The sequence below is a fragment of the Roseateles sp. P4_D2 genome (assembly GCF_056401875.1).
Genome location: NZ_JBFUIM010000014.1, coordinates 278,177 through 290,041 on the forward strand (window position 1 = coordinate 278,177; position 11,865 = coordinate 290,041).

Sequence of the window (11,865 nt, forward strand, 5' to 3'; positions counted from 1 at the left end):
CGTCGGACTTCAAGCCCGCGCGCCGAACTCGCGCCGCTACGCTCTGCTCAAACAAGCGTCGCGAGTCAGTTCTTGAGGTTCGCTGCGCGAACGGGCTTGAAGTCCTGCGCTCCTCGGCGGCCTCAAAGGGGGTGTGATTGAACAGCCCAGTGGCAGCCCGATTTCGGGTTTGGCTGTTGTGGCTGTTCGGGGCCTCCCCTTCTAAACCGCCGAGAAGCGCAGGAGCCCGAGGCGCGAGCGCAGCTCGCATCAACTTCTGACTTCGCGCCCCTTTGTTTGAACGGAGCGTAGCGAAGTGAGTTGGGCGCGGCCCCGGGCTTCGAGCATCGCAGGGGACCCCGACAGGGGCGGTTTCGCAGGGGAGAGCTTTTTGCCTACTTTTTGGCGGCGCAAAAAGTAGGTCGGCCGCCGGGACGAAATCCCGGCTGGGCTTGGCCAAAACACCCCGGTTCGAACGAGCAACCATCACCGATTCGCCCTGTGCACCAACAGCGCCTGAGCATCCTCCAATGCCTGGTGGATGGGCTTGCCGTACTCGAGCACGTTGTCGAGCTCGGCGTTGATGACCTCGTCGGCGAACTTGTGCTGCTTGTGCATCTTGACGACGGGGATGCGCCGCGCGGCGTCGCGCCACAGCAGGCGTGCGTGCTGGCCGCCCAGGAAGGGTACCGGCTGGTCGAAAAAGGCGTCCTGCTGCGCATCCAGCAGGGCCGGGAAGGCGTCTTGCGACTTGAAGGCCTCGAGCTGGCGCTGGCGGTCCAGCGTCAGCTCCTGGATCAGTTGCCAGGCGAGCTGCTTGCGCTCGGGCGCCGAGCGGCGCGGGATGGCGTAGTAGGTGCCGCCGTAGGAGCAGTAGGTGTTCTCGGGCAGTTGCGCGATGCGCCATTTGCCGGCCGTCTGCGGTGCCACCCAGTTGGCCATCTGGCCGGCCATCCAGCCGCCCGACAGCTCGGTGGCCAGGCGGCCGCGCTTGAGCATCTCGGCCCAGTCGTTGAACCAGACCTCGACGCGCGCGTCCAGCTTCTGGCGGCGCACCTTCTGCGCCAGCTCGAAGGCTCGCACGAAGCGCGGCGACGTGATCTGCGCCCGGCCGTGATTGTCGAAGAACTGGCCCTCGCCCGGCGGCGTGCCGCCGCGCACGATGATGTCCTTGAGCAGGCGCACGTCGCCGATCAGGTAGGCGCCGGTCTTGGCCTTGAGCTGCATGCCGGCGTCGACATAAGCCTCCCAGGACTGCGTCAGGTCGGTTTCCTTCAGCCCGGCCTGGGCCAGCAGGTCGGTGCGGTAGAACAGCGAGCCCGGGCCGATGTCGGTCGGCAGCGCGACGATGGCGCCCTCGCGGTTGCGCGCCGTCTCGATGGCGAAGGACACGAAGCGGTCCTTGAAGCGCTCGGCGCCAAAGGCCGGCGCCGACAAATCCTCCAGCCCCGTGCCCAGCGAGAAGCGACCGAGGTAGCTCGTCTCCAGCGCGATGACGTCGGGCAAGTGGCCGGAGGTCGATAGCGCTGTCGTCATCGCCGTGTGGTGGTCGTCGTACTGGCGGCTGATGACCTCGGTGCGGATCTCGGGGTGACGCTGGTTCCAGCCCTTGAGCACATCCTTGGCGATGACGTCGACCAGTGGGAATGCGGCCACGGTCAGTGGCGACTGCTCCTTGGCGTGGCTCAGGCCGGCAGCGCCGCCAAGGGCGGCCGCGAGCAGCTGGCGACGGGGGAAGGAATGGGAGCCGGACATGGTTTGAAAGCGCTTTCAAGATTGTGCTTCGAGCGGGTGCAACGCCCCAGCAGCACAAACCCTAGGGCAACTTCAGACGAAGGCTCCCAACCCGAGACAGCAACGTTTTGTCACCCGAACCCCGGGTTTCCACCGGTGACGCCGAAATCACCGGTGGCAAAGTGGTATTCAAGAGGTGGTAGCAGTCGCAAACTGGATGCATACCAGTTAGAACCAGCTCCAAAGAGCCTGCACGGAGAGGCAGGCCAGCCGCCGGAGAGCCCCGTTGGGACTCTCCTTTTCAACGAGACCTTGGCACAACAGGAACGTCTCTCATGAAGCAGCCCTCTACCGGCATTCCGATGCAGCAACTGCGTCGCCTTGCCGCCATCACCGCCACCGCCTTCGCACTCGGCGCCAGCGCCACCAGCGCCCTGGCCCAGACCTATCCCGCCTGGGCGCCCGACGTCTACTACACGGCCGGCACCGTCGTGACCTACCAGGGCCACAACTACCGTGCCTTGGTCAATCAGACCGACTACTCATCCACCGGCTGGAACCCGACCAATACCTCGCTGTGGACGGACCTCGGCCCCGCCTCCGGCCCAGCGCCGTCGCCTGCGCCCACGCCCGCCCCGACACCTGCACCGACACCCGCTCCCACGCCGGCCCCGTCGCCCGCCCCCAGCCCCGCGCCGGCACCCACCGGCACCTGCGCGCCGGTTTGGTCCAGCAGCACGGCCTACAGCGGCGGCGCCATCGCCAGCAAGGGCACGACCAACTACAAGGCCAACTGGTGGACCCAGGGCAATGACCCGGCCACCAACAACGGCCCGGTCGGCAGCGGCCAACCCTGGACGTCGCAAGGCGCCTGCACGACCGGCCCAGCGCCTAGCCCGAGCCCGTCGCCGAGTCCCTCGCCTTCGCCGTCCCCGAGCCCCTCGCCCAGCCCGGCCCCCTCGCCTGCCCCGGCGCCCGGCCTGAGCGATCCGAACGCCAAGTCCGCCAACCAGAACGGCCGCGCCTACACCGTCTACTACCCGAGCTGGAGCGACAACTGGTTCGATGCCACTGGCATGACCATGAACCAGGTCTTTGTTGCCAGCAACTTCGCGCGCATCCCGGCCAACTACACCCACGTGGTGGCGGCCTTTGCCCAGCCCAACTTCTCGTGGGGCGGCATGGCGGCCAACAACTGGTCGGGTACCGGCATCAACTTCAACGGCCGGCCCTCGGACATCAAGGCCGCCATCGATGTCCTGCACGCCCGCAACATCAAGGTCATCCTGGCCGTGGGCGGCGCGACGTACAACAGCTGGGGCACCTTGTCGGCTGAAGGCCATGCGGGCAGCGGCCCGACCATCACGGCCCTGTCCAACCTGATGAAGGACGTCGGCTTCGACGGCCTGGACGTGGACTACGAGGTCGACGGCATCACCACCGACGCCTACGCCGGTGCGGTGAAGGCTATGCGCAAGGCGGTGGACCTGGCCGGCGGCGGCCGCATCCTGACGGTGGCCGCCTGGTCGTCCGGCTCGGACTGCACCGCCTCCACAGGCAGCGACGCGCAGTGCAACGGCGTGGGCACCAGCTACTGGGGCGGCAAGGCCGGCGGCGAGCGCCTGCTCGTCAACGCCTATCCGGCGCTGAAGACGGCGTTCAACATCGTCAACATCATGACCTACGACGCGCGCTTCGAGCACTTCGACGGTGTGACGGCCTGGAAGCAGTACCGCCAGCTCTTCCCGGCCAGCACCATCGTGTCCATCGGCTTCGAGACGGCACCCGAAGGCTGGTCCGGCGCGCAGCTGGTGGTCAACAACGCCGACGCGCAGTGCACCGGCTCGGTCATCCTGCAGAACAGCTATGGCGCCAACATCAACCAGGCCTACTCGGTGGAGCGCTATCTCAACGCGGTGACGACCAGCACGCTGGCCAACAAGAACCCACGTGACGGCGCCATGCTGTGGCAGGCCCTCAAGACGGCGAGCGGCAGCTGCGGCAGCGCGGCCCTGGCCTCGCCGGGTTCCATCGGCAAGAAGGCCGCCGGCCTGCTCAATCTCGTCGACGACCCGGCGCTGCAGAACGCGCCCTGGAAGTAAGCAGCTCCGCTGAGCTGAATCGCCGCCGCACCGGTCTGCCGGGCGGCGGCCTTTTCCATCCCCTTCGGAGACTTTCCATGATCTCGCGCCCACCTTTGCCGCGCGCGGCTACGCCCTGGCTGCTCGCTGGTGCCCTGCTGCTGAGCAACCCCGCCTTTGCCCAGACCTACCCGGCCTGGCAGGCCGACACCTATTACACGGCCGGCACGGTCGTGGCCTACAACGGCCGCATCTACAAGGCCAACGTCAACCAGACCGACTACGCATCCACCGGCTGGAACCCGACCAATGCCTCGCTGTGGACGGACATCGGCCCGGCCTCAGGCCCAGCGCCCTCACCGGCACCCACGCCGGCGCCAACACCCGCGCCGACACCGGCTCCCACGCCCGCCCCCGCTCCCGCACCGGCCGGCACCTGGAGCGCCAGCACCGCCTATTCGGCCGGCGCCGTCGTGTCCTATCAGGGCGTGAACTACAAGGCCAACTGGTGGACCCAGGGCGACAACCCATCCACGCACAACGGCCCGGCCGGCAGCGGCCAGCCCTGGACCATCGTCAGCGGCACACCGGCGCCCTCACCTGCGCCAACACCCGCACCGGCCCCGGCGCCTACTCCCGCGCCAACACCGGCTCCCACGCCTGCGCCGACCCCAGCGCCCACACCGGCACCTTCGCCCACGCCCGCACCGCCACCCGGCAAGCACCAGCTCATCGGCTACTGGCACAACTTCACCAACCCGTCGGGGCCGACCTTCCCGATCAGCGATGTGCCGGCGGCCTATGACGTCATCGTCGTGGCCTTTGCCGATGACGGCGGCAACGGCAGCATCACTTTCAACCTCGACTCGGGTTCGGGTGGTGAAGCGCGCTTCATCGCCGACGTCGCCGCGGCCCGCGCCAAGGGCAAGAGGGTTGTCCTGTCCTTCGGCGGCCAGAACGGCACGGTGACGCTGAACAACGCGACCCAGGTGACGAACTTCGTCAACAGCGTCGAGGCCATCCTGCGCAAATACGGCTTCGATGGCATCGACATCGACTTGGAGAGCGGCGCCGGCGTCACGTCGGGCGCGCCGGTGATCACCAACCTCGTCACCGCCGTAAAGCAGCTGAAGGCCCGCATCGGCAGCAGCTTCTATCTGTCGATGGCACCGGAGCACCCGTATGTGCAGGGCGGCTATGTCGCCAACAGCGGCATCTGGGGCGCCTACCTGCCCATCATCGACGGCCTGCGCGACGAACTCTCGGTGCTGCATGTCCAGTACTACAACAACGGCGCCGTCTACACGCCCTATGCGACGCAGGGACTCGCCGAGGGCAGCACCGACATGCTGGTGGCCGCCAGCCGCATGCTGATCGAGGGCTTCACGACCAACAACGGCAGCGGGCCGTATGTGTTCCGCGGCATCCGGCCGGACCAGGTCGCCTTCGGCCTGCCGTCGGGCCCGTCGTCGGCCAACAGCGGCCAGGCCAGCCTCGCCACCATCACGGCGGCGCTGAACTGCCTGACCAAGCTGACGCAATGCGGCGCCATCAAGCCGCCGGTGGCCTACCCGACCCTGAAGGGCGTCATGACCTGGTCTATCAACTGGGACAAGACGGATGGGCAGTCCTTCTCCAACGGCGTGCGCAATGCGTTGAACGCGCTGCCCTGATCCATTGACCGGAGCCCGCGGCGGTCGCTGCGGGCTCCACCTCGCCTTTTGGTCGGCCACGCCCCCGGGTCCACCCGTCCCTGAGTTCTGGCACACGCCCGTGTTGCCGCCAGGGCGCTCGTCCGCGTAATCTTGAAAGCGCTTTCAAGTCGCTGACACAGGCGACGGGCACCACAACCACTTGTTGGAGACATTCATGAATCTGCTTCGATCCCTCGTCCGGCCTGTTCTGGCCGGCCTACTGATGGCCGCTGCCGGCCTTGCCCACGCCCAGTGGCAACTCGTCTGGAGCGACGAGTTCAACGGCAGCATCGGCCCGAACTGGGTCTTCGAGACCGGCGCCGGCGGCTGGGGCAACAACGAACTGCAGTACTACCGGCGCGAAAACGCCACCATCGAGAACAACGCCCTGGTCATCATCGCCAAGCGCGAGGACTTCGGCGGCATGGCCTACACCTCGGCGCGCATGAAGACGCAGGGGCTCAAGACCTTCAAGTTCGGTCGCATCGAGGCGCGCATGAAGCTGCCCGCCTTCCTGGGCGCCTGGCCGGCGTTCTGGATGCTGGGGGCCAACCTGCCGCAGGTCGGCTGGCCGGCCTCCGGCGAGATCGACGTGATGGAGCACGTCAACGACGAGCAGAAGGTCTACGGCACCATCCACTGGCAGGACAACAACGGCCAGTACGCCCAATACGGCGGCAACATCGCCACCACCGTGACCGACTGGCATGTCTACGCCGTGGAATGGGACGCCAATGCCATCCGCTGGTATGTGGATGGCACCAAGTACCACGAGGCCAACATCGCCAACGGCGTCAACGGTACCGATGAATTCCAGAAGGACTTCTTCCTGCTGCTGAACTTCGCCGTCGGCGGCAACTGGCCGGGCTTCAACGTCAACACCGCGGCCCTGCCCGCCAAGATGTACGTGGACTATGTGCGCGTCTACGCGCCGGCAGCCGGCGGCGTGGCGACGGTCTACCAGGACTGCAACTACGCCGGCTACGCCGCCGCCCTGCCTGAAGGCAGCTACACGCTGGCCCAGCTGCAGGCGCGTGGCGTGCGGGACAACGACCTGTCGTCGCTGCGCGTGAATGCCGGCTACCAGGTGCAGCTGTTCGACGGCGACAACTTCACCGGTGCCAGCGTGACCCGGGCCGGCGACACCGGCTGCCTGGTGGACCAAGGCTTCAACGACCGGGCCACCTCCGTCATCGTCTCCAAGGCCGCCCCGGCCTGGTTGCGCCAGATCGAAGCCGAGGCCTTCAGCGCACAGGCCGGCGTCCAGCTTGAAGCCTGCTCGGAGGGCGGCCAGAACGTCGGCTGGATCGATACCAACGACTGGATGGCCTACAACAGCGTGACCTTCCCCACCAGCGGCAGCTACCGCGTCGATTACCGCGTGGCGAGCGCTGCCGGCGGCACGCTGTCGCTAGACCTCAACGCGGGCAGCATCCAGCTCGGCCAGCTGGGCGTGCCCAATACCGGCGGCTGGCAAAACTGGACGACCATCTCGCACACCGTGAACATCAATGCCGGCACCTACAACGTCGGCGTGTTCGCAGCCCAGGGTGGGTGGAACCTGAACTGGATCAAGTTCACCAAACTCTGATCCGCGTTTCGCACCAAGGCACCGCCAAAGGGCCGCAGCAGCGGCCCTTTTCATGGCACCTACACTCATGGCTTCCCTTCGCCATTGCCGATGAACGACAAGACTCCCGCCAAGAAAGCGCCTTCAAGCCGCCCCGACGGCGTCGTCACGCTGGAGCAGGTGGCGGAACTGGCTGGCGTGTCGCCGAGCACGGTGTCGCGCATCCTGAACGGCACGGCCGCAGTCAGCCAGCTCAAGAAGGACGCCGTGCAGGCCGCCATCCGGGAGCTGGGCTTTCGGCCCAACCCGGTGGCACGGGGCCTCGCGGGCGGTCGCACGCTCTCGGTCGGCGTCGTCACGCAGATCATCTCCAGCCCGTTCTACGGTGAAGCGCTGCTGGGCATCGAGCGTGAGCTGGAACGCGCCGGCTATGTGCCGCTGTTCGTGTCCGGCAACTGGCATGAGGACGACGAGCGCAAGGCCATCGAGACCCTGCTGTCGCGCCGTGTCGACGGCGTCATCGTGCTGGCCGGCCGCATTTCGGACGCCGAGCTGACCAAGGTCTCCGACAGCCTGCCCGTCATCGTCGTTGGCCGCCAGCTGTCCGGGCCCCAGCTGTTCAGCTTCAGCTTCGACAACCGCCAGGGTGCGCGCCTGGCCACCCAGCATCTGATCGACCAGGGGCATCGCAAGATCGCCTTCATCGCTGGCGACCTCATGCACGACGATGCCGTAGAGCGCCAGAACGGCTACTTTGATGCGCTGGCCGCGGCCGGCATCGCGGTCGACCAGGATCTCATCGTGCAGAGCGACTACACCGAAGCCGGCGGCATGCTGTCGGTGACGCGGCTGCTGGAACGCGATGCTCATTTCACGGCCCTGTTCGCCTCCAACGACCAGATGGCCATCGGCGCCTGCCTGGGCCTGCATCGGCGCAACCTGCGCGTGCCCGACGACGTGTCGCTCGTTGGTTTCGACGACCTCATCATGGCGCGCTACGCCATGCCGCCGCTGACCACCGTGCGCCAGTCGGTCTACGAGATCGGCGTGGAAGCCGCGACCGCCATGCTCGAAATGCTGCGTGGTGGCAAACCCAGGGCCCAACTGCCCGCTCCCGAGCTCGTCGTGCGTGAGAGCACGCGCCGGATGCAAAGGTAGCTGCATCGGCATTTGCGGGCCGAGCGCTGGGCCGCTCCCGAGCCGGTCCGCGTGAGGCGATGTGCTTGCCGGTCAATCCGGCAAGCATCGCCGTCCCCTCGGGGGCTGAGGCCGGACACATCACGTCCAGTGGACGTAATGTGCCTGCCGAAGCGCTGCGGCTCAGTCGCAGCGCGGTCCCCGCTTGGGCGCGCCCGCGTTCAGCGTGGCGCGACCGGGCGAGGGGCTGACTGTTGTTCAGCTCGGGTAAACCATGTGGCCGATCCTCGAGGCGAGACGCATCATTATTTGAAAGCGCTTTCATTGCTTTCATCAGCTCGCTGCGTTTCAACCCAGAACTACCCTTAGCGCCCGCCCAATTTGCACACCGCCTCCCATGGGAGCGGTCACATCGGGCCAGCGCGGGATAGCCCCGCCAACCTCCCGTCCTGCGTTGCCGCGAAGCAGCAGACCGAGGGTGTTGCCTAGGTTGAAAGCGCTGCCATTCGCGTATTCTTGAAAGCGCTTTCAGCTCGTCATCGAGCACCACTCGACAAGATCACAACTACTGGAGACAAGTGAATGAGACAGCTACGCCCTGCCCTTCGCCTCACAAACCTCGCTGCCGCAAGCGGCCTGCTGTTCACCGGCGCCGCGCTGGCCCAAGGCGGCCCCGGCCAGGGCCCGGCCAATCCCAACGCCGGCCCCACGGCATCCACTTCGGTGCCCCAGGCGCTGGCCAGCACCACGCAGCTGGAAACGGTCATCGTCACCGGCATCCGCAAGTCGCTGGAAACCTCGGTCAACCTCAAGCGCTCGTCGTCCGGTCTCGTTGATGGCATCGTTGCCGAAGACATCGGCAAATTCCCCGACACCAACCTCGCTGAATCGCTGAGCCGCATCAGCGGCGTGTCCATTGACCGCGCCAACGGCGAAGGCACGCGCATCACGGTGCGCGGCATGGGCCCCGACTTCAACCTGGTGCTGCTCAACGGCCGCCAGATGCCTGGCGCCAGCCTGGACGGCAGTGCGCCCAGCTCGCGCTCCTTCGACTTCTCCAACCTCGCCTCCGATGGCGTTGCAGCGCTGGAGGTCTACAAGACCAGCCGCGCCAGCAGCCCGACCGGCGGCATGGGCGCGACCATCAATGTCCGCACCCAGCGCCCCTTCGACATCAAGGAAACCGTCGCCAGCGTTGGCGTGAAGCTGGTGAGCGACCAGTCTGCCCGCCGCCTGCCTGGCGAAGAGCAGGGTAAGAACGCCACGCCCGAACTGAGCGGCATCTACAGCACGCAGTCCAACGACGGCACGTTCGGCATCGCGCTGATGGGCACCTACCAGGTGCGAGATTCCGGCTATTCCCAGGCCAACGTCAGCAGCGGCTGGAAGACCTTTGACGGCATCCAGGACAACGACTGGAGCGGGCCGAACGCCGTCTGGGGTGGCCTGCCCAAGACGTCGACCGAGATCAAGAACCGTCCGGCCGTGGGCTCCATCTACAGCGTGCCGCAGAACCTGAACTACTCGTTCACCGGTGTGCACCGCGAGCGCCTGAACGGCCAGCTCGTGCTGCAGTTCAAGCCTGTCAAGGATCTCGTCGGCACGCTGGACTTCGTCATGTCGGAGCAGAAGTTCCGCCAGCGCCGCAACGACATCTCGGCGTGGTTCAACTACGGGGGTCAGTTCGGCGAATTCCAGACCGGCTCTCCCTCCTCGCCCGTCATCTACGGCGAGCACATGACCAACTCCGACCTGGCCATGGGCGCCTCACGGATCAGCACCAAGAACAAGAACCAGCAGCTCGGCCTGAACCTGAAGTGGAAGGCCACCGACGCGCTGAGCTTTGACCTCGACGCCCACCGCTCCACCGCCACCTCGGGTGCCAACGATCCGCTCGGCACCAGCGTGACGCTGGCCACCGCCTCGCTGAACCGCGGCGACACCTTTGTCGACTTCAGCAACAAGTTCCCGGTGCTGGGCATCGCGGGCGCGACGCTGGACCCGACCAAGCAGGAACTGCAGGGCTCGGTCTTTGGCAACAGCTACCAGAAGAACCAGGTCAGCCAGCTGCAGACCAAGGGCAACTGGAAGATCAACGAAGACAGCAGCCTGGACTTCGGCCTGTCGCTGACCGAAGTGAAGAACCGCTCGGCCTTCGCCAACGTGCAGCGCGACACCTGGGGCGGCGGCGCTGCGGGTGGCCCCGCCGCCATGCCGGACGACATCTGGCACGCCGACTCGATCAGCAAGTACTTCAGCCGCATTCCGGGCTCCAACGACTCGCGCCTGTTCAACCAGTTCTTCTATTTCAACTTCGAAGACCTGCGCGCCGCGGCCATCAAGTCCCTGGGCTCGGACGCCCTGCTCAAGGCTTCGTTCGACTGGCAGGATGACTACCGCACGACGGAAAAATCGCAAGCTGCCTTCGGCCAGTACAACCTGGCCTGGGAGTGGGGCGTGCCCATGGAGGCCGCCATCGGCGCCCGTTATGAGCGCACCAAGGTGAAATCACCGTCTTCGGAGAAGATCCCGGTGTCGGTGGCCTGGGTTGCCAACAACGAAATCCCCATCAGCTTCAGCGGCACCCGCTCCGCGTCGCGCGAAGGCAAGTACGGCTATTTCCTGCCGTCCATCGACTTGAGCGCCGACGTGACCGCCGACACCAAGCTGCGCGTCAGCTACGGCCAGACCATCGGCCGCCCGGGCTGGAATGCCATCCAGGGCGGGCAGCGGCTGGACCCCTTGGCCCGTGTTGATGGCGGCTCGGGCTCGGTAGGCAACCCCGACCTGAAGCCGCTGAAGTCGAGCAACATCGACTTCTCGGCCGAGCACTACTACGCCAAGAGCAGCTACGTCGCGGCGAGCTACTTCCGCAAGTCCCTCAAGGACTACAACGAGGCCGTCATCACCAGAACCAATCTGTTCGGCCTGCACACGCCGGTCGGCAGCGCGATGTACAACCAGGCCTCAACGGCTGGCGGCTGCGGCGCCGATTCCGAGTGCATTCGCAAGTACATCTTCGCGAACTTCCCGACGGCCCCGGGCGTCAGCCCCGGCGCACCCGGCACGTCGCTGGGCACCATCACCGCCCAACCCAACGACCCCCTGCTGATGTTCAACCTGGGTACCTACATCAACAACACCCGCACCAGCAAGCTCAACGGCATCGAGCTGAACGCCCAGCACATCTTCGGCAACAGCGGCTTCGGCGTGTCGGCCAACTTCACCAAGGTGCGCTCCAACCTCAGCTACGACAACAACAAGCGAGGCGCGCAGACCGACGTGCTGGTCGGCCTGGGGGATTCCGGCAACCTGGTGGGCTTCTTCGAGAACGAGACCTACTCGGCTCGCTTGGCCTACAACTGGCGCGGCAAGTTCCTGGCGGCGAACTTCGGCGGCGTGGAAGGTGCCCAGCCGCTGTACGTGGAGCCTTTCGGCCAGCTGGATGTGAGCCTGGGCTACAACTTCACGCCGCAACTGCGCTTCCAGTTCGAAGCCATCAACCTGACCGACGAGTACACCCGCACGCACATGCGCAACGAGAACCAGATGGGTGCTGTCACCCAATTGGGCCGTCGCATCATGATCGGCGCACGGTACAAGTTCTAAGAGAGAGCCTCAGGGCCGGCTGCGGTCGGTCCTCAAGGAAAGTCGGGACTCTCCCTTCCTT

General features: G+C 66.2%; 6 protein-coding genes. 5 read left to right on the plus strand and 1 reads right to left on the minus strand.

Annotated features, from left to right (window positions below):
- Window positions 1–465: 465 nt before the first annotated feature.
- Entirely contained in the window at window positions 466–1,734 is a 1,269-nt protein-coding gene (locus AC1DW0_RS23970; RefSeq protein WP_477948415.1) for an ABC transporter substrate-binding protein, read from the minus strand.
- A 314-nt stretch (window positions 1,735–2,048) separates the two neighbouring features.
- On the opposite strand from AC1DW0_RS23970, the gene AC1DW0_RS23975 reads away from it, so the two are divergent.
- From AC1DW0_RS23975 to AC1DW0_RS23995, 5 genes are all read left to right on the plus strand, one after another.
- A complete protein-coding gene (locus AC1DW0_RS23975; RefSeq protein ID WP_457321299.1) occupies window positions 2,049–3,815 on the plus strand; it encodes a glycosyl hydrolase family 18 protein in 1,767 nt (588 codons plus the stop codon).
- Between the two features lie 77 nt (window positions 3,816–3,892).
- On the plus strand, window positions 3,893–5,467 hold the full coding sequence (locus AC1DW0_RS23980; protein ID WP_477948417.1) for a chitinase: 1,575 nt from the start codon (window positions 3,893–3,895) through the stop codon (window positions 5,465–5,467).
- Between the two features lie 196 nt (window positions 5,468–5,663).
- The gene (locus AC1DW0_RS23985; RefSeq protein WP_477948419.1) at window positions 5,664–7,079 is read left to right on the plus strand and encodes a carbohydrate-binding protein; all 1,416 of its coding nucleotides are present in this window, start codon (window positions 5,664–5,666) and stop codon (window positions 7,077–7,079) included.
- Between the two features lie 90 nt (window positions 7,080–7,169).
- The gene (locus AC1DW0_RS23990; protein WP_457321304.1) at window positions 7,170–8,216 is read left to right on the plus strand and encodes a LacI family DNA-binding transcriptional regulator; all 1,047 of its coding nucleotides are present in this window, start codon (window positions 7,170–7,172) and stop codon (window positions 8,214–8,216) included.
- 561 nt (window positions 8,217–8,777) lie between these two features.
- The gene (locus AC1DW0_RS23995; protein WP_477948421.1) at window positions 8,778–11,804 is read left to right on the plus strand and encodes a TonB-dependent receptor; all 3,027 of its coding nucleotides are present in this window, start codon (window positions 8,778–8,780) and stop codon (window positions 11,802–11,804) included.
- The last annotated feature ends 61 nt before the right edge of the window (window positions 11,805–11,865 follow it).

Excerpts from the sequence above, each read along its gene's own strand:
- AC1DW0_RS23970 (WP_477948415.1), bottom strand. The coding sequence starts at position 1,734 with ATGTCCGGCTCCCATTCCTTCCCCCGTCGCCAGCTGCTCGCGGCCGCC.
- AC1DW0_RS23975 (WP_457321299.1), top strand. The coding sequence starts at position 2,049 with ATGAAGCAGCCCTCTACCGGCATTCCGATGCAGCAACTGCGTCGCCTT.
- AC1DW0_RS23980 (WP_477948417.1), top strand. The coding sequence starts at position 3,893 with ATGATCTCGCGCCCACCTTTGCCGCGCGCGGCTACGCCCTGGCTGCTC.
- AC1DW0_RS23985 (WP_477948419.1), top strand. The coding sequence starts at position 5,664 with ATGAATCTGCTTCGATCCCTCGTCCGGCCTGTTCTGGCCGGCCTACTG.
- AC1DW0_RS23990 (WP_457321304.1), top strand. The coding sequence starts at position 7,170 with ATGAACGACAAGACTCCCGCCAAGAAAGCGCCTTCAAGCCGCCCCGAC.
- AC1DW0_RS23995 (WP_477948421.1), top strand. The coding sequence starts at position 8,778 with ATGAGACAGCTACGCCCTGCCCTTCGCCTCACAAACCTCGCTGCCGCA.